This is a genomic window from Streptomyces sp. NPDC037401, from assembly GCF_055602345.1.
In genome coordinates, this window is the sequence record NZ_JBVJWO010000005.1 from 38,099 (window position 1) to 55,650 (window position 17,552).

Genomic DNA, 17,552 nt, shown 5'->3' on the forward strand with positions numbered 1-17,552 from the left:
CTTGACGGGCAGTTGGCAGGGGGTCAGATGGAGATCGCACTCCACTTGGTGGACGCCGGATCCGACGAGCTGGGAAAGCTGGAGGAGTGGCTGCGGGCCGAGCGCGGCCTGCGGCGCGTGGTCATCAGACGCGAGCACGCGCCCACGCGGCCCGGCGAGATGGGGCTGCTGGCGGACGCCCTGCAGTTCACGATCGAAGCGGGCCTGATCGGTGTGCTGGCGCAGTCGCTGATCGACTACTGGCGGTCGAGGAAGGACTCCGGGCCGGCGGAGGACGGGCCGCTGCTCCGCATCGAACGCACCGACGGCCCCGACGGAACCCGTACGGTCACGATCGAGGCGCGCGACCCCGAGACCGCTGCGGCCCTCCTCCGCGACCTGCCCCGTTCCCTCGGTGGCTCATGAGCGAGCAGATACCCGATCCGAAGAAGTCGCGGGCGCTGCTCATCGCGTCGAGCCGCTTCGGTGACACCAAGTTCGCCGGCCTGGACGCCGTCGAGCGCACGGCCGAGGCGCTCTGGAAGCAGCTCACCGACCCCGTCGTGTGGGGGATGCAACCCCACAACTGCATCGTCGCGAAGACCCACGAGTGGACCGCCGAGAACATCGTCGAGGCCGTCGCGGAGATGTCCCAGGCGGCGGAGGACTGCTTCGTCCTCTACATCTCGGGCCACGGAGTCAAGCCCGACGGCCGGCTGTTACTGCCCCTTCCGGGTTCGTCCGCAGACATCCCGAGCACCATGCTGGCGTTCGGCGACCTGATGGCGGAGGTGGACAAGGGCCGCGCCCGGACGAAGCTCGTGATCGTCGACTGCTGCCATGCCGGACAGGCCTTGGGGGAGCTGCCCTTCGAACAGCACGTCGCCGGGGAGGCGCCCGAGGGCTGCTACGTCATCGCGGCCTGCGAGGCGAACCGGTTCGCCGACGCGCCGGAGAACCACCAGCTCACCGCTTTCGGACAGGCACTCGTCACCAGCCTCGTGGGCGGCGGCCCGCCCACCGAGCCGTTCTGGTCGCCGCGCCGGTTGTTCGAGAGCGCCGACGGCTGGCTGAGGAAGCACGGTCACCCGCATCCGGTCACCAACCATTCCCCGGTGGGCGAGCGCCCGTGGGTGAAGAACCGCCGCTACGAACCCTCCTTCAAGCCTGCCGAACTCGCGGACGGCGCGCCCGACGGCGACACCCAGCCCGCTGCCCGGGCCGAGCGCATCCGCTACCTGGGCCCCGACCCGCTGCCCCTGCCCGCTCCCTTCCTCGGCCGCGACGTCGTGCTCGAAGAAGCACGCCGCCGAGTGCGCGTGGGCAAGGCCCTGGTCGTCACCGGTGTGGAGCAGATCGGCAAGTCCGCGGTTCTCACGGCTCTCCTCGCCGAGGCCGACCGGATGGGACAGCTCGACTACCCGCCCGTCGTCATGGAGGTCGAGCCGAGTTCGGCGGCCGAGCGCCCGCTGCTGGAGGCGATCGCCCGGGCCCTGCACCAGACGCTGGACGACAGCGAGGTCCCGGCGGCCGAGAAGCGGGTGACGGAGGCCCTCCTCGACCTGACCCTGTCGCGCCAGGTCAAGGGGCGGAGCCTGATCTTCGTGGTCAAGGCCTCGCACATCGACCTCGGCCGGCCGGAGCTCCAGGAAGAGTTCGACGAGCTGCTGCGGCACGAACTCTTCCGGCGCGCCGTGGTCATCGTGGAGACCACCGGCACGGTCGTGCCCGCCGGGGACGACTGGCTGACCAATCCGCTCACCGTGCGCGCCCTGGCCACGAACGACGCCCTCGAGCTCATCGACGCGTGGCTCGTCGGCGAGGGCCTCGTGACGGACGTCCACGCACTCGGCATGGTCGGCTACGACCAGCTGGTCCGCAGCCCCGGGATCATCGAGCGCGCCGTCCGGATCATCACCCGGGACCGTTACAACGACGGGTACGACAGCTTCCTCGCCGGACGCGACCCGCACTCCGGGGAAGCGGAGGAGGTCGAGCCGAACGAAGTCGACGAGGCCCTGGTGAAGGCCGCCACGCCCTCCGTCGAGGGAGCGCTGGACAAGGCCTGGGCCACCCTGCCCGCCGTCGACCGGACCAAGGCGCAGTCCCTGATGGAGCTCTGGGGCGTCCTGGAGGAACTGCCCCTCTCCGTCCGGGTGCTGGAGGAGTTGGGCCTGCACTCCGGCGCGCAGCGGGTGCTCTTCAACGAGGGAGTGCTGGTGCCGGGGCCCGCCCGGTCGGCGGCCGGCACCTCCGATCCGTGCCTCGACCTCGGCCCGGTCAGCCGGGAGGCCCTCAGGGGCGAACTCCTGGGCACCGCAGGGCGCGAGGCCGGCGCAGCCGACGGCTGCGGAGCCGGAATCGACGAGCGGCTCACCGACGCGGCCAGCCGGCTGGCGTCCGCCGCGCTGCGGGACGGGGCGGCGGAGGGGGCGCAGGAGGAAGTGCTCCGGGTGATCGAAGTGCTGCGGCGGGCGACGGGATGGCTCGACCACCGCCTGCCGGAAGCGTTGCCCCGGCTGCGGGAGCGGCTCGGCCTCTACGTCAACGGCCAGTACGGAGACGCCTTCCTGCTCCCGGTCGCGCAGACGATCGGCACTCTCCTGCCCGCCGGACCGGCCAGGGTGCCGACCGTCGCCACGTCACAGGACTCCGCGTCACCGGCAGCCGGGCCGGACGCGCCGCAGGCCGGGCAGAACCCGGTCTCCGGGGCCCCGCAGCCGTGGGAGCAGGTCGACGAGCTGTACGCCGCGGCCGGCCGCCTCAACATCGCCTCCCGGGCAACGCCCGCCCAGGACGCCGACACCGCCGCAGCGGTCTTCGTCTCTGCGTTCGAGCATGCCGTGGCCCTGCTGGAGGCGGGCGACGAACCCCCGCCGTGGCACATGCTGCGGACCGTCGACCAGTGCGGCTTCCGCGGCGCACGCCGGCACCGCGCGACCGCCGGGGTCGTCCCCGCCCGCGTACTGCTGACGCGCAAGATCGCCGCCGGTGCGGACCGGGACCTCCGGCTCAACGAGCGCCTGTGGTCGGCCTCCTGGGTCCTCAACACGGCCGCGGCCCAGGTGTACGCAGCCGATCGGGCGGGCGCCGACGCCACGCTCGCACTCGCGGGACGGCTGCTGGAAGCCCTGCCGCCGGCCCAGGACGGACGCGCCCGCCAGACCAGGAACTGGCTCTTCTACCGCATGGCCGGACTCCGCCGGGTCACCGCGGGTTCGGCCCGCGAACGGCACGCCGCGGCGGGCTCCGCGTACGAGCTGGCCCGCGAGAACCTCCTGCTGGCCGCGGACATGCCCGAGCGCCAGCAGCGGTGGATGCGCAACCTCCTGACGAGCGGCTACATGTACGCCCAGGAGATGCGTGAGGACCGCGACCGGCTGGACCTGGCCGCGGAGGTCCAGGACGCGATCGAGGAGACCTGGGGCCCCGAGTCCGAGTGGCCGGTGTCGCTGCTCACCGAAGTGGCAGGCTTCCTGCGCAGGGTGCACGAGCGGCACGCCGACCTGGAGAACCAGCACGCGGGGGCGCGCACCGTCCTCGCCCTCCTTCAGGGCCGGCACGGGGCAACGTCCGGACTCCACGGCCACGGTCACGGCCGTACCTCCGCGACCGGCCTCCAGGACGTCCTGTCGCCGGACCACGCGGTCGAGCTGGCCGAGGCCCACGCCTTCCTCGCCGCCGTGCAGCGGGAGCGCGGCGAGCACACGGCGGCCCGGCAGAGCCTCCAGAACGGCGTGCGCACCGCCCGGCAGGCCTCGCAGACGGCCCCCGGCTCGCGCACGTACCGCACCTGGCTGAGCCTGCTGCGCACCACGCAGCTGTGGTTCGGGAGCGGCCGGGGGCGGGAGCTGATTCCCGAACTCGCCCAGGCCATCGAGGAGATCCGCCAGTGGCTCGGCAGCGGGCAGGAGACCCGGCACGGGAACGAGTCGATGGCGCTGCTCCACCTCTGGTGCCTGGACAGCGAGTGGCAGCGGGACGGCAGCCTGCCGATCGCGGCCAAGGCCGTGCAGGTGCAGGCGCGGTGGAGCACCGGCCGGACCACGGAACAGATGCGGGCGGACAGGGTGCACCGGGCGCGCTGGAGCGCGCTGGCGGCGCACGAGCGGGACTACGGCCCGACCTGGGCGCTGTACTCGGTCCGGTTCAGGATCATGCGCGAGTACCAGCGCTGGAGCGCGATCTACGGCAGGCGTCCCGAGGCGGTCGACCACGAGCCGGTGTGGGGGCTCCTGGACGAGGCGGCCCGGCTGTTCCCGCGGAACCCGGGCGTCGAACGCTCGCGGGCGTCGTACCACCGGTACATCTGGGAGTACGGCGAAGCGGCGCGGCTGTATGCCGAGACGGCCCGGGAGGAGCGCGACGGGGACAAGTTCCGCAGGGACCTGGTCGAGGCCGCCGAATGCCTGCTGAGCCAGGCCCTGTACGAGGAGGGGCTGAGCGCCGCGCAGCGCGAGTCCGTCCTGCGTACGGCTTCGGACCACCTCCAGCAGGTGGCCGGACTGCACTCGCAGGCGTACAGGGTGCGGCTGCTGGCGGCCCGGATCTCCCTCGAACTGGGCCGGCCGGTGGACTGGGGCCTGGTCGACTCCAAGTTCACGGAGCTGATCGGCGACGACTACGTCGGCAACGTGGGCCGCTACCTCAACGATCGCCGGAGCCGGGCGGGAACCGGGGCGGACGCGGGCCCGGACGGCGGGCATCCGGAGGAAGCCGGCGAGTCCGGGGACGCAGGGGAGTCGGGCGACGCGGGCGAGTCCGGGGACGCAGGCGAGTCCGCGGACACGTCGTTCGCGGTGGAAGCCCTCCTGGAGGAGCACTTCACGGACGTCGAGGTCCTGGGGTCCCTGGGCAGCCTGTACCTGCGGCGTTCGGTCCTCAGTGCGGAGCGGGATCCGGAGGAGGCCCTGTCCAGTGCCTGGCGCGCCTACAACTGCTTCGACGGGCGCCGGGTGATGGAAAGGGCCGTCAACGGCCAGGAGAAGGTCGACACGTCCTTCCTGCGCGGCCAGACGATCACCTGGGCCGTGGAGCTCACCGGCTCCGTGTCGCCGTTCCCCCGCGAGAGCGGCCGGGGACGGGGATGGCTCCAGGAGGCCGAGTCCCGCCTGCAGTCGGCGCTCAGCCGCAGCGCGGGCGGCTTCCACCGGCTGGTGGGGACGTGGGACCGGCGCCTGCGGGCAGTCAAGGCCGACCTGGCCGGATAGATACGCCCCCGGGCCCGCAGGCGGGCGGGATCACGGCCAGACGAGACAGTAGGGCTGGTGGCCCGCCTCGTGGAGGCGGTGGGAGAAGTCCTGCCACTCGTGGAGCAGCTGGTAGACGTTGAAGGCGTCGCGGGGGCCGCCGCGGTCCGGGACCGTGGACCAGATGAAGGCGGCCGCGCCCACCGATTCCTCGCCGATGCCGCGCAGCGGGTCGACGACGGTCATGGGGAGCTTCACGACGGCGTAGTCGGGGTGCAGGACGACCAGCTCAAGCGGGGGCACCTTGTGCAGAGGTATGCCCTCGATGCCGGTGAGGACCATGGCGGCCACCGTCTCCGGCTTGATCTTGGTGAACATGCCGCCCATGCCGAGCTCGTCGCCGCCGAGCTCCTCCGGGCGCATCGAGATCGGGACCCGGGCCGCGGTGGCGCCGTCGGGCGCGCCGAAGTACTTGTACGTCACACCCATGCCGCGACCCCCCGTACCGCCTGCAGCCGGTACGGCTGCCGCCGCGTCGGTCGTCTTGCGCCGGTGCCTGCCGCGGCGGCCGCGGGCGTGCTCAGGACCCAGGCCGTCCAGGCCGTCGGTGCCCTCGCCCGGTCCACCACCGCGTTGCATATCTCCACCCGACTGCTCTACCGGCCGCCCGGACCCCACCGTGCAGCCTGATCATCATGGCAGTGACCTCCCCCACGGCACGACGGTGAAACACCTGTCCGCAAGACGGTCCGGGGCTCTGACACCATGGCTGGTGTGAGCTACCCATACCAGGCCCCAGTTTCGCAGACTCTTTTCGACCGGGCGGCAGTCGTGACCCCCGGCGGCGTGAACTCTCCCGTACGCGCGTTCCGCGCCGTAGGCGGTACGCCCCGGTTCATGGTGTCCGGTACCGGTCCGTACCTCACCGATGCCGACGGTCGCGAGTACGTCGACCTCGTCTGCTCGTGGGGACCGATGATCCTCGGCCATTCCCACCCGCAGGTGATCGAAGCGGTGCAGGCGGCGGTCGCCCGCGGCACGTCCTTCGGCACGCCCGGCGAGGGCGAGGTCGCGCTCGCCGAGGAGATCGTCGCCCGGATCGGGCCCGTCGAGCAGGTTCGGCTCGTTTCCTCCGGTACGGAGGCCACGATGTCCGCGATCCGGCTGGCGCGCGGCTTCACCGGCCGGGCCAAGGTCGTGAAGTTCGCCGGCTGCTACCACGGGCACGTGGACGCGCTGCTGGCCGCGGCGGGGTCGGGTCTGGCCACCTTCGCCCTGCCCGACACCCCGGGTGTCACGGGCGCGCAGGCGGGCGACACGATCGTGCTGCCGTACAACGACCTGGACGCGGTCCGTGCGGCCTTCGCGGCGCACCCCGGCGAGATCGCCTGCGTGATCACCGAGGCCGCGCCGGGCAACATGGGCGTGGTCACCCCCGCCCCGGGCTTCAACCAGGGCCTGGCGGACCTGTGCCGCGACAACGGCGCGCTGTACGTCTCGGACGAGGTCATGACCGGCTTCCGCACGAGCCGCGCGGGCTGGTACGGCGTGGACGGCGTGAAGCCGGACCTGATGACCTTCGGCAAGGTCATGGGCGGCGGCTTCCCGGCGGCGGCCTTCGGCGGCCGCGCCGACGTGATGGCGTACCTCGCGCCGGCCGGTCCGGTGTACCAGGCGGGCACGCTCTCCGGTAACCCGGTGGCGACGGCCGCGGGCCTCGCGCAGCTGCGGCTGCTCGACGACGCCGCGTACGCCAAGGTCGACGCGGTGTCCGCGGAGATCCAGGCGCTGGTGACGGGCGCGCTCGCGAAGGAGGGCGTGGCGCACCGGCTGCAGACCGCGTCCAACATGTTCTCGGTGTTCTTCACGCCGGACGAGGTGCGCAACTACGACGACGCGAAGAAGCAGGAGAGCTTCCGCTTCACCGCCTTCTTCCACTCGATGCTGTCGCAGGGCGTCTACCTGCCGCCGTCGGCGTTCGAGTCCTGGTTCGTCTCGACCGCCCACGACGAGCAGGCGGTCGAGCGGATCGCCGCGGCGCTGCCCGGCGCGGCCCGAGCCGCTGCGGAGGCCACCGATGAGCAGTGACGCGACCGAAGAGATCACCGTCGTCCACCTGGTGCGGCACGGCGAGGTGCACAACCCGGACGGGGTGCTGTACGGCCGCCGCGCCGGCTACCACCTGTCCGAGCTGGGCCGGCAGATGGCCGACCGGGTGGCGGAGCACCTCGAGGGCCGTGACGTGACGTACGTCGTCTCCTCCCCGCTGGAGCGGGCGCAGGAGACGGCGGCGCCGATCGCCAAGAGCCACGGCCTGGACCTGGCGACGGACTCGCGGCTGCTGGAGGCGGAGAACGTCTTCGAGGGCAAGACCTTCGGCGTGGGCGACGGCGCGCTGCGCAAGCCGGGCAACTGGAAGCACCTGACGAATCCGTTCCGGCCGTCCTGGGGCGAGCCGTACATCGAGCAGGTCATCCGGATGACGAGCGCGCTGGAGGCGGCGCGGGACGCGGCGCGCGGGCACGAGGCGGTGGCCGTCAGCCACCAGCTGCCGATCTGGATCGTGCGCAGCTTCGCGGAGAAGCGGCGGCTGTGGCACGACCCGCGGAGGCGGCAGTGCACGCTGGCATCGCTGACGTCGTTCACGTACCGGGGCGACAAGCTGGTGTCGGTCGGGTACAGCGAGCCGGCCCGGGACCTGGTCCCGGCGCACCTGCTGGCCGGGGCGAAGCCGGTGAAGGGCAAGTCGAAGGCCTTCGGCGCCTGATCGTTACCGCCCGGGACAAATAAACCCGGGTCGCGCGGGAACCACCGTGTCGGGTCGATAACTCCTACCAATTGTCCGTTTATATGGGCAAGGTGTGGGTTTCGTGAACGACAGGGGCGGTGCAATGCGCGAATTCAGTCGACGGGGTGCGCTGGGGCTGGGGCTCGGTGCTGCGGCCGCCGTGGGTGTGGCGGGCTGCAGTACCGGGGGAGGGTCCGGCTCCGGCGCCCCCGGGCCGACGAAGAACGGAACCCCGGGCCCCACCGCCCCGGTGGCGAAGCCCATAGGCGACGGGTCCACTGCGGACACCGGCCCGCAGCCCCGCCAGCCGCAGAAACCCGTCCCGCTCCAGCCGGGCGAGACGCCGCCGCAGTTCGTCGTCTTCAGCTGGGACGGCGCGGGCGAGATAGGCAACGGCCTCTTCCCGCGCTTCCTCAAGGTCGCGCGGGACCACGGCGCGGCGATGACCTTCTTCCTCTCGGGCATATACGTGCTCCCGGAGTCGAAGAAGAGCCTGTACCGGCCGCCGAACAACCCGGTCGGCGCGTCCGACATCGGCTACCTGAAGGACGACAACGTCCGCCTGACCCTCCAGAACGTGCGGCAGGCCTGGCTGGACGGCCACGAGATAGGCACGCACTTCAACGGGCACTTCTGCGGGGGCTCCGGATCCGTCGGCAACTGGACCGCGGCCGACTGGCAGAGCGAGATCGACCAGGCCAAGTCCTTCGTCAAGAACTGGCGCACCCACACCGGGTTCACGGACCTGGAGCCGCTGCCGTTCGACTACGACAAGGAGCTCGTGGGCGGCCGCACCCCCTGCCTGCTCGGCCAGGACGAGCTGCTGCCGACGGCGGAGAAGCTGGGCTGGCGGTACGACGCGAGCTCGCCGGGCGGCCTCCAGATGTGGCCGAAGAAGAAGGGCGCCATCTGGGACCTGCCGCTCCAGGCGGTGCCGTTCCCGGGGCATTCCTTCGAGGTCCTGTCGATGGACTACAACATCCTGGCGAACCAGTCGAAGAACACCACCCGCGGAGTCCCGGCCAACTACCCGGGCTGGCGCCGCCAGGCCACCGGCGCGTACCTGAACGGCTTCAAGCGGGCGTACGAGTCGAACCGCGCGCCGCTGTTCATCGGCAACCACTTCGAACAGTGGAACGGCGGCATCTACATGGACGCCGTCGAGGAAGCCCTCAAGGCCATGTCGGACAAAAGGGACGTACGCCTCGTATCCTTCAGGCAGTTCACGGACTGGCTCGACGTCCAGGACCCGGGGATCCTCGCCAAGCTGCGCGGCCTGAGCCCCGGCCAGTCCCCGGCCGGCGGCTGGAAGTCCTACCTCACGGCGGCCTGACCTCGGCATCGGCGGGCGCCCGGGGGGTGCGGAAGATCCATAAAACGCCCATGCGAAACTTTTCACATGAGCCTTAGCCGCGCCCCCCGACGCCGCTCGACCAGCGGCCGCGCCCTCCTGCTGACCGCGGTCACCGCCGTGGGTGCTCTGACCCTCACGGCATGCGGCGGCGACACGGACGGCGGCGGCAACACCGCCAAGGGATCCGGCGTCAACTTCGTGCAGGGCAAGGGCGGCGTCTCCACCGTCGCGAAGGCCGACCGCACCCCGGCGCCCAAGCTCGACGGCGAGACCGTCGAGGGCGGGCAGCTCGACGTGGCCGACCTCAAGGGCAAGGTCGTCGTCCTCAACGTGTGGGGCTCGTGGTGCGCGCCCTGCCGCGCCGAGGCCCCGCACTTCGCCAAGGCCGCCAAGGACCTCAAGGCCAAGGGCGTGGAGTTCGTCGGCATCAACATCCGCAACACCAAGCAGGCGGCGACGGCGTTCGAGAAGGAGTACGGCGTCCCGTACCCGAGCCTGCACGACCCGGACAGCCGACTCCTGCTGCGCTTCCCCAAGGGCACGCTGAGCCTGCAGACCATCCCCTCGACCCTGGTGCTCGACCGGCAGGGCAGGATCGCCGCCCGCGCGCTCGTCGGCCTGAACGAAGAGCAGCTGCGCAAGATGATCGAGCCCGTCGCGGCGGAGAAGTGATCCGGTGCTGATCCTCGCCGTCGAGCCCAACCAGACCGTGCTGAGCGGGGCGCTGCTGCTGGCCCTGCCCATCGCGGTCCTCGCCGGACTCGTCTCGTTCTTCTCCCCCTGCGTCCTGCCGCTCGTCCCCGGCTACCTCTCGTACGTCACCGGGGTCAGCGGCACCGACCTGGCCCAGGCCCGCCGCGGCCGGATGGTCGCCGGCGCCGGACTCTTCGTCCTCGGCTTCACCGCCGTCTTCGTCTCCGGCGGCGCGCTCTTCGGCTTCTTCGGCAACACCCTCCAGGAGCACCGGCAGATCATCTCCCAGGTGCTGGGCGGGGTCGTGATACTCCTCGGGCTCTTCTTCATGGGCTGGATCCCGGGGCTCACCATGAGGGAGTTCCGCTTCCACAAGAAGCCCGCGGCCGGACTGCTCGGCGCCCCCGTCCTCGGCGTGCTGTTCGGCATCGGCTGGACGCCCTGCATGGGACCCACGCTCGGCGCCGTCACCGCGCTCTCCCTCGACCAGGCCAACGCCGGCCGGGCCGCGCTGCTGACCACCGCCTACTGCCTGGGCCTCGGCGTGCCGTTCGTGCTGACGGCCATAGCCTTCCGCAAGGCGCTCGGCGCATTCGGGTGGGTCAAGAAGCACTACGCGTGGGTGATGCGCATCGGCGGCGGCATGCTGATCCTCACCGGTCTGCTGCTCGTCACAGGAGTGTGGGACACCATCGTCAGCGAGATGCAGGTGTGGACCAACGGCTTCACGGTGGGGATCTGAGCGAATGAGTACGCACGTATGAGTACGACCGACAACAAGAGCAGCGCCCCCGCCACGGCCGAAGCCGCGGCGGCCGCCGACGAGGCGGCACTCGGCGCGGCCGGCTCGCAGCTGTCCACGGCCCCCGTCGAGGAGACCGCCGCCGCCCCCGCGGGCCTCGGCGTCCTCGGCTGGGCCCGCTGGTGCTGGACCCAGCTCACCTCGATGCGGGTCGCGCTGATCCTGCTCCTGCTGCTCTCCCTCGGCTCCATCCCCGGCTCGCTCGTCCCGCAGACGAGCGTCGACGAGCTCAAGGTGGCCGACTGGAAGCGGCAGCACGAGTTCTGGGTGCCGCTCGCCGAGAAGCTCCAGCTCTTCGACGTGTACAGCTCGGTGTGGTTCTCCGCGATCTACATCCTGCTGTTCGTCTCCCTCATCGGGTGCATCGTGCCCCGCTCCTGGAAGTTCGTCGGGCAGATGCGCGGCCTCCCGCCCGCCGCGCCGCGGCGGCTGGACCGCTTCCCCGCCTTCACCACCTGGCGGACCGGGGCGGCCCCCGAGGAGGTGCTCGCACAGGCGCGGACGGTGCTGCGCGGGCGCCGGTTCCGGGTGCACGCCGAGGGCAACTCCCTCGCCTCCGAGAAGGGCTACCTGCGCGAGGCCGGAAACCTCGTCTTCCACATCGCGCTGATCGTGATGCTGGTGGCCTTCGCCGTCGGGCAGCTGTTCAAGTCCGAGGGCGGCAAGCTCGTCGTCCGCGGCACCGGCTTCTCGAACACGATGACCCAGTACGACGACTTCCGCTCCGGCAGCCTCTTCGACCGCGACGGCCTGCCGCCTTTCAGCTTCCGGCTGGACCGCTTCGACGCGACGTACGAGCGCACGGGCCCGCAGAAGGGCACCCCGCGCACCTTCAAGGCGCACGTGACCTACAACGAAGGCGCGTACGGCGAGCCGAAGAAGGCCGAGGTCGAGGTCAACAAGCCCCTCACGGTGGACGGCTCCAAGGTCTACCTGCTCGGCCACGGGTACGCGCCGGTCATCTCGGTGACCGACCCGCGCGGCAAGGTGATCTTCAAGGACGCCGTGCCGCTGCTGCCCATGGACTCCAACATCACCTCGTCCGGCGCGGTCAAGGTCACCGACGGCTACCGCGACAAGAACGGCAAGAAGGAACAGCTCGGCTTCAACGCCTTCTTCGTGCCGACCTTCGCGGGCGCGGGCAAGGGGCAGATGCTCTCGCAGTTCCCCGCCCTGGACTACCCCGTGCTCGCGCTCAGCGCGTACCACGGCAGCCTCGGCGTCGACTCCGGCCTGCCGCAGAACGTGTACCGCCTGGACAAGACGAAGATGCAGGAGTTCAAGGACGGCAGCGGCCGGCTGTTCAAGCAGCGCATGCGCCCCGGCGAGACGATGACCCTGCCGAACGGCGCGGGCACCGTGAAGTTCGAGGGCGTCGAGCGCTGGGCCACGTTCCAGATCTCCCAGCAGCCCGGCAACGGCCTCGCCCTCGCGGGCGCGATCGCGGCCGTCCTGGGCCTGGCCGGCTCCCTCTTCATCCAGCGGCGCCGGGTCTGGGTGCGGGCCGTGCCCGGCGCGGACGGCGTCACCGTCGTCGAGATGGCGGGCCTGGGCCGCAGCGAGTCGGCCCGGCTCCCCCACGAACTGGGCGAGCTGGCCGCCGCCGTACACGCACAGGCGCCGACGGCACCCGAGGCCGACGAGAACCCCGCCGGAACAGCCCCCGCCGAGACAGCCGCAGTAGAACCCGCAGTGGAAGGGGAGCGCGGATGACCCCGCTCGCAGTCGCCACCAACGAGAACCTGGCGCACATCAGCAACGTGCTGATCTATTCGTCGATGGCGGTCTACACGCTCGCCTTCTTCGCCCACATCGCCGAGTGGGTCTTCGGCAGCCGCAGCAAGGTCGGCCGTACCGCCGCCGCGCTCACCGGCGCGAAGGCCGCCGCGTCCGCGGCCCCGGCCGTGCAGGTCCGCAAGGCCGGGGGGAGCACCACCGTCCTCGACAAGCCGAAGGTCGTCACCCGCTCGGCCGCCGGTACCCGGGACGTCCCCGACGGCCCCGGCGCGGCCGGCGGCACCGAGCAGGGCGACCTGTACGGCCGCATCGCGGTCTCGCTGACCACCCTGGGCTTCCTCGTCGAGGCCGCCGGCGTGGTCTCCCGCGCCCTGTCGGTGCAGCGCGCCCCCTGGGGCAACATGTACGAGTTCTCGATCACCTTCTCCACGGTGGCCGTCGGCGCGTACCTGGTGCTGCTCGCCGCGAAGAAGAACGTCCGCTGGATGGGCCTGATCCTGGTCACCACCGTCCTGCTGGACCTCGGCGTCGCCACCACCTGGCTCTACACCGACAGCGACCAGCTGGTCCCGGCCCTGCACTCGTACTGGCTGTGGATCCACGTCTCCACGGCGATCATCTGCGGCGCGGTCTTCTACATCGGCGCCGCCGGCACCGTGCTCTACCTCTTCCGGGACGCGTACGAGGCCAAGCTCGAGGACGGTCACGAGCCCGGCCGGTTCGCCTCCTCCGTGCTGGAGCGCATGCCCTCGGCGGCCTCGCTGGACAAGTTCGCGTACCGGATCAACGCGGCCGTCTTCCCGCTGTGGACCTTCACGATCATCGCGGGCGCGATCTGGGCCGGCGACGCCTGGGGCCGCTACTGGGGCTGGGACCCCAAGGAGGTCTGGTCCTTCGTCACCTGGGTCGCGTACGCCTGTTACCTGCACGCCCGCGCGACGGCCGGCTGGAAGGGCCGCAAGGCCGCCTACCTGGCGCTCTTCGCCTTCGCCTGCTGGATCTGGAACTACTACGGGGTGAACATCCTGCTCAGCGGCAAGCACTCGTACGCCGGAGTCTGAGCCCCGGGGTGCGCGCCGCACCCGGCAGAGTGACGCTGGTGGCATGACCGCTTCGACGACCGTCGTGGGTCGTGTCACCAGCGAGCACCGCAACGGCGACCGCTTCCTGCTGCGCTTCGAGCTGCGCCTGCCGCACGGCTACGAGCCGGTCTGGTCGGCCCTCACCACACCCGACGGGCTGCGCGGCTGGCTGGCAGCCGCCGATGAGCTGGAACGCCGTGTCGGCGGCCGGGTCACCCTGCGCTGGCGGGGCGGCGGGTCGCAGGTCTCGGGGAAGGTCACCGCCTGGGACGTGGAACACGTGGCGGAGTACACGGTCGAGGAGCACGGCCGGATCCGCTTCCTGCTGGAACCGGCCGGACCCGACGCCACCGTGGTCCGCTTCAGCAACGAGCGCCGGGGCACCGAGGCCGACCGGCTCGACTGCCTGGCGGGCTGGCACGACCACTTCGAACGCCTCGGCCACGCCCTCGACGGCCACCCCGCGGACTGGCAGGCCTGGACCGCCGAACGCCGGACCGAGCTGCGCGCCCATTACGCCGACTAGGCCGCCGGGGCGGACGCAGGGCCTCAGGACTGGGCGTCGCCGTCGTTGGTGTCGTTGTTCTTCCCGTCCTTCTTCCCGCCCGGCTCGTCCTCCGGGCTCCGCTCGTCCCGGCGGCGGTCCTGCTCCTCGCGCAGCGACCGGAGGAAGTCGGGATTGTCGTCCGGGGCCACCCAGCCGCCCCCGCGGGAGCCGCCCCGGGAGCCGGCGCCGCCGGACGGGACGCGCTTCTTGCCGGCGAACAGCCACACCACGGGACCCACGATCGAGAACAGCAGGATGATGATCACCCACACCACCTTGGGAAGGTGCTTGACCTCCTCCTCGGGCGTGTTCAGGCAGTCGATGAACGCGTAGATCGTCAGCGCGATGATCAGCAGGAACGGCAGATAGCGCAGCACGGTGTGGGTCCGACCCCCAGGGAACGGTGGAACGGCGGCGAGGGCCGCGGCGGGCCCCGGTGACCTCTCCAGGGTAGTGCGTGGCGGATACTTGGCCGCATGGCTTACGACGATCTCCGCTCGCTGCTCCGGGCTCTGGAGCGGGAGGGCGACCTCAAGCGCATCAAGGCCGAAGTGGACCCCTACCTGGAGGTCGGGGAGATCGTCGACAGAGTGAACAAGGCGGGCGGGCCCGCGCTGCTCTTCGAGAACGTCAAGGGCTCGGACATGCCCCTGGCGATGAACGTCTTCGGCACCGACCGCCGCCTGCTCAAGGCCCTCGGCCTGAAGTCGTACGGCGAGATCAGCGAGAAGATCGGCGGGCTGCTGAAGCCCGAGCTGCCGCAGGGGTTCGTCGGCGTCCGCGAGGCCTTCGGCAAGCTGGGCTCGATGGTCCACGTACCGCCCAAGAAGGTGAAGTCCGACGCCGCGCCCGTGCAGGAGGTCGTCCTCACCGGCGACGACGTCGACCTCGACCGGCTGCCGGCGCTCTTCACCTGGCCCAAGGACGGCGGGTCGTTCTTCAACCTGGGGCTGACCCACACCAAGCACCCGGAGACGGGTGTGCGCAACCTCGGCCTGTACCGCCTCCAGCGCCACGACAAGCGCACCATCGGCATGCACTGGCAGATCCACAAGGACAGCCGCAACCACTACGCCGTGGCGGCGGCGCGCGGGGAGCGGCTGCCGGTCGCGATCGCGTTCGGCTGCCCGCCCGCCGTGACGTACGCCTCCACCGCGCCGCTGCCCGGCGACATCGACGAGTACCTCTTCGCCGGGTTCGTCGCGGGCAAGCGGATCGAGATGGTCGACTGCAAGACCGTGCCGCTGCAGGTGCCCGCGAACGCCGAGGTCGTCATCGAGGGCTGGCTGGAGCCGGGGGAGACGCTCCCGGAGGGGCCGTTCGGCGACCACACCGGCTTCTACACGCCGCAGGAGCCCTTCCCGGCCTTGAAGATCGACTGCATCACGATGCGCAAGCGGCCGCTGCTCCAGTCGATCGTCGTCGGCCGCCCGCCGACCGAGGACGGCCCGCTCGGCCGGGCCACGGAGCGCTTCTTCCTCCCGCTCCTGAAGATCATCGTCCCGGACATCGTGGACTACCACCTGCCCGAGTCCGGCGGCTTCCACAACTGCGCGATCGTCTCGATCGACAAGAAGTACCCGAAGCACGCCCAGAAGGTCATGCACGCCATCTGGGGCGCGCACATGATGTCGCTGACCAAGCTGATCATCGTGGTGGACAAGGACTGCGACGTCCACGACCTGCACGAGGTCTCCTGGCGGGCGCTCGGGAACACCGACTACTCCCGCGACCTGACGGTCGTCGAGGGCCCGGTGGACCACCTCGACCACGCCTCCTACCAGCAGTTCTGGGGCGGCAAGGCGGGCATCGACGCCACGAAGAAGCTCCCCGAGGAGGGCTACACCCGCGACGGCGGCTGGCCGGACATGGTGGAGTCGGACCCGGACACCGCGGCCCTCGTGGACCGCCGCTGGAAGGAATACGGACTGTGAGCCCCACCGACAGTGGCCCCGCGCTCTTCATCGGCACCGACAGCGGCTACGTCGCCCTGGTGCGCCCCGCGCTCGACCCGGCGGACCCGGAGGTCCGGGCGGCCGCGGCCGAGGCGGGCGTGAGCCCCGAGGAGTTCGCGGGACCCGGCGACGTCTGGGCCGTGCTCGTCGAGAGCGACGGCGAGGGCGACGGCTTCGAGCTTCCCGGGGTCCGCGACCGCGAGCCCGCGGACTTCGCGGAGCAGCTGCGGGCCGAGCTCGCCGCGGCGGCCGAGGTGCCGTTCACGGTCGACGGCGGCAGCGTGCTGCGGCTGGACGCCCGCCCCGCGGGCGCCGGCGCGTACCGCTTCACGGCGCACGTCACCCTGCCGGAGGCGGACGGCGACACCGCCGCCGAGCTGACGGTGGAGACCGGTCCGGTGGAGACGGCCGCGCTGCTGGCCGACGTCGACGCGTTCCTCGGGAGCCTTGCATGATGACGACCGCCGACGGGGTCGTCGGGCCCGGCCCGGCACCGCAGGCCGACGGCAAGGTCAGGGCGTTCCTGCGGCTCGTGATGATCGAGCACTCGGTGTTCGCGCTGCCCTTCGCGTACATCGCCGCGCTGACGGCGATGTTCCAGCTGGACCGCACGGTCCACTGGGGGAAGCTGCTGCTGGTCACCGTTGCGATGGTGGGCCTGCGGACCTTCGCGATGGCGTGCAACCGGATCATCGACCGCGAGATCGACGCCCGCAATCCGCGGACGGCCTCGCGCGAGCTGGTGACGGGCGCGGTGTCGGTGCGGTCCGCGTGGACGGGTGCCGGGATCGCCGTCGCCGTCTTCCTCGGCGCGGCGGCGCTGCTGAACCCGCTGTGCCTGGCGCTGGCGCCGGTCGCGGTGGTACCGATGGTGGTCTACCCGTACGGCAAGCGCTTCACGAACTTCCCGCACGCGATCCTGGGCCTGGCCCAGGCCATGGGCCCGGTGGGCGCGTGGCTGGCGATCACGGGCGAGTGGTCCTGGGACGCGGTGGTCCTGGGCCTGGCGGTCGGCGTGTGGATCGGCGGCTTCGACCTGATCTTCGCCTGCCAGGACGTGCAGGCGGACCGGTCCGAGGGCGTCCTGTCGGTGCCGGCCCGCTTCGGCGTCCCGGCGGCCCTGTGGGGCGCGCGGGCCTGCCACGCCGTGACCATGGGCCTGTTCGTCTGGTACGCCCTGGCGACGGACGCGGGGGCGTTCTTCTGGGCGGGCCTGGTGGTGGTCGCGGCGGCGTTCCTCTACGAGCACACGATCGTCACCCCGCACGACCTGTCCCGCCTGAACCGGGCCTTCTTCACGGTCAACGGTTTCATCGGGATCGCCCTTTTCGTGTGTGCGCTGCTGGACCTCGCGGTGCGCGGGCTGACGCTGTAGTCGTTCCGTAGCGGACTGCGGTCGGGCCCGGTCCGGGATGGCCGGATAGGC

Annotated in this window: 15 protein-coding genes; 13 read left to right on the forward strand and 2 right to left on the reverse strand. The window is 71.4% G+C overall.

What is annotated here, in order from left to right:
* The first annotated feature begins 27 nt into the window (after nt 1-27).
* Both ACZ7H1_RS05850 and ACZ7H1_RS05855 read left to right on the forward strand, forming a co-directional pair.
* The gene (locus ACZ7H1_RS05850; protein WP_470784081.1) at nt 28-405 is read left to right on the forward strand and encodes an effector-associated constant component EACC1; all 378 of its coding nucleotides are present in this window, start codon (nt 28-30) and stop codon (nt 403-405) included.
* A complete protein-coding gene (locus ACZ7H1_RS05855; protein WP_470784083.1) occupies nt 402-5,189 on the forward strand; it encodes a caspase, EACC1-associated type in 4,788 nt (1,595 codons plus the stop codon). Before ACZ7H1_RS05850 ends, ACZ7H1_RS05855 begins: the two co-directional genes overlap by 4 nt.
* Before the next feature lie 30 nt (nt 5,190-5,219).
* On the opposite strand, the gene ACZ7H1_RS05860 is transcribed toward ACZ7H1_RS05855, so the two are convergent.
* Nucleotides 5,220-5,807, reverse strand: a complete 588-nt coding sequence (locus ACZ7H1_RS05860; RefSeq protein WP_470784084.1) for a hypothetical protein — start codon at nt 5,805-5,807, stop codon at nt 5,220-5,222.
* Between the two features lie 126 nt (nt 5,808-5,933).
* Between ACZ7H1_RS05860 and hemL the strand changes: the two genes are divergently transcribed.
* From hemL to ACZ7H1_RS05900, 8 genes are all read left to right on the forward strand, one after another.
* On the forward strand, nt 5,934-7,256 hold the full coding sequence (hemL, locus tag ACZ7H1_RS05865) for a glutamate-1-semialdehyde 2,1-aminomutase (RefSeq protein WP_470784086.1): 1,323 nt from the start codon (nt 5,934-5,936) through the stop codon (nt 7,254-7,256).
* Complete coding sequence (locus tag ACZ7H1_RS05870; protein WP_470784088.1) at nt 7,246-7,935, forward strand: histidine phosphatase family protein; 690 nt, start codon at nt 7,246-7,248, stop codon at nt 7,933-7,935. The genes hemL and ACZ7H1_RS05870 overlap by 11 nt, the downstream gene beginning before the upstream one ends.
* Before the next feature lie 124 nt (nt 7,936-8,059).
* Entirely contained in the window at nt 8,060-9,289 is a 1,230-nt protein-coding gene (locus ACZ7H1_RS05875) for a polysaccharide deacetylase family protein (protein WP_470784090.1), read from the forward strand.
* Between the two features lie 66 nt (nt 9,290-9,355).
* Nucleotides 9,356-9,982, forward strand: a complete 627-nt coding sequence (locus ACZ7H1_RS05880) for a TlpA family protein disulfide reductase (RefSeq protein ID WP_470784092.1) — start codon at nt 9,356-9,358, stop codon at nt 9,980-9,982.
* A 4-nt stretch (nt 9,983-9,986) separates the two neighbouring features.
* The gene (locus tag ACZ7H1_RS05885) at nt 9,987-10,745 is read left to right on the forward strand and encodes a cytochrome c biogenesis CcdA family protein (protein ID WP_470784094.1); all 759 of its coding nucleotides are present in this window, start codon (nt 9,987-9,989) and stop codon (nt 10,743-10,745) included.
* Nucleotides 10,746-10,763: 18 nt separating this feature from the next.
* The gene (gene resB, locus ACZ7H1_RS05890; RefSeq protein ID WP_470784096.1) at nt 10,764-12,518 is read left to right on the forward strand and encodes a cytochrome c biogenesis protein ResB; all 1,755 of its coding nucleotides are present in this window, start codon (nt 10,764-10,766) and stop codon (nt 12,516-12,518) included.
* Nucleotides 12,515-13,603: a c-type cytochrome biogenesis protein CcsB gene (ccsB, locus tag ACZ7H1_RS05895; protein WP_470784098.1), complete on the forward strand. Its 1,089-nt coding sequence runs from the start codon at nt 12,515-12,517 to the stop codon at nt 13,601-13,603. The genes resB and ccsB overlap by 4 nt, the downstream gene beginning before the upstream one ends.
* A gap of 43 nt (nt 13,604-13,646) precedes the next feature.
* Complete coding sequence (locus ACZ7H1_RS05900) at nt 13,647-14,150, forward strand: SRPBCC domain-containing protein (protein ID WP_470784100.1); 504 nt, start codon at nt 13,647-13,649, stop codon at nt 14,148-14,150.
* Nucleotides 14,151-14,173: 23 nt separating this feature from the next.
* Here the strand turns inward: ACZ7H1_RS05900 and ACZ7H1_RS05905 are convergent, their stop codons facing one another.
* The gene (locus ACZ7H1_RS05905) at nt 14,174-14,548 is read right to left on the reverse strand and encodes a PLD nuclease N-terminal domain-containing protein (RefSeq protein ID WP_470784102.1); all 375 of its coding nucleotides are present in this window, start codon (nt 14,546-14,548) and stop codon (nt 14,174-14,176) included.
* Nucleotides 14,549-14,647: 99 nt separating this feature from the next.
* Between ACZ7H1_RS05905 and ACZ7H1_RS05910 the strand changes: the two genes are divergently transcribed.
* The 3 genes from ACZ7H1_RS05910 to mqnP are packed head-to-tail and all read left to right on the forward strand — an operon-like array spanning nt 14,648 to nt 17,501.
* The gene (locus ACZ7H1_RS05910) at nt 14,648-16,105 is read left to right on the forward strand and encodes a menaquinone biosynthesis decarboxylase (RefSeq protein ID WP_470784103.1); all 1,458 of its coding nucleotides are present in this window, start codon (nt 14,648-14,650) and stop codon (nt 16,103-16,105) included.
* Nucleotides 16,102-16,581, forward strand: coding sequence for a hypothetical protein (locus tag ACZ7H1_RS05915; protein ID WP_470784105.1), 480 nt, complete (start codon nt 16,102-16,104; stop codon nt 16,579-16,581). The genes ACZ7H1_RS05910 and ACZ7H1_RS05915 overlap by 4 nt, the downstream gene beginning before the upstream one ends.
* Nucleotides 16,578-17,501: a menaquinone biosynthesis prenyltransferase MqnP gene (gene mqnP / locus ACZ7H1_RS05920; RefSeq protein ID WP_470784107.1), complete on the forward strand. Its 924-nt coding sequence runs from the start codon at nt 16,578-16,580 to the stop codon at nt 17,499-17,501. The genes ACZ7H1_RS05915 and mqnP overlap by 4 nt, the downstream gene beginning before the upstream one ends.
* Nucleotides 17,502-17,552 lie beyond the last annotated feature (51 nt).

Bases quoted from the DNA above. Each gene is read 5' to 3' on its own strand.
- ACZ7H1_RS05850 (WP_470784081.1), top strand. From the start codon at position 28: ATGGAGATCGCACTCCACTTGGTGGACGCCGGATCCGACGAGCTGGGA.
- ACZ7H1_RS05855 (WP_470784083.1), top strand. From the start codon at position 402: ATGAGCGAGCAGATACCCGATCCGAAGAAGTCGCGGGCGCTGCTCATC.
- ACZ7H1_RS05860 (WP_470784084.1), bottom strand. From the start codon at position 5,807: ATGCAACGCGGTGGTGGACCGGGCGAGGGCACCGACGGCCTGGACGGC.
- hemL (WP_470784086.1), top strand. From the start codon at position 5,934: ATGGCTGGTGTGAGCTACCCATACCAGGCCCCAGTTTCGCAGACTCTT.
- ACZ7H1_RS05870 (WP_470784088.1), top strand. From the start codon at position 7,246: ATGAGCAGTGACGCGACCGAAGAGATCACCGTCGTCCACCTGGTGCGG.
- ACZ7H1_RS05875 (WP_470784090.1), top strand. From the start codon at position 8,060: ATGCGCGAATTCAGTCGACGGGGTGCGCTGGGGCTGGGGCTCGGTGCT.
- ACZ7H1_RS05880 (WP_470784092.1), top strand. From the start codon at position 9,356: ATGAGCCTTAGCCGCGCCCCCCGACGCCGCTCGACCAGCGGCCGCGCC.
- resB (WP_470784096.1), top strand. From the start codon at position 10,764: ATGAGTACGACCGACAACAAGAGCAGCGCCCCCGCCACGGCCGAAGCC.
- ccsB (WP_470784098.1), top strand. From the start codon at position 12,515: ATGACCCCGCTCGCAGTCGCCACCAACGAGAACCTGGCGCACATCAGC.
- ACZ7H1_RS05900 (WP_470784100.1), top strand. From the start codon at position 13,647: ATGACCGCTTCGACGACCGTCGTGGGTCGTGTCACCAGCGAGCACCGC.
- ACZ7H1_RS05910 (WP_470784103.1), top strand. From the start codon at position 14,648: ATGGCTTACGACGATCTCCGCTCGCTGCTCCGGGCTCTGGAGCGGGAG.
- mqnP (WP_470784107.1), top strand. From the start codon at position 16,578: ATGATGACGACCGCCGACGGGGTCGTCGGGCCCGGCCCGGCACCGCAG.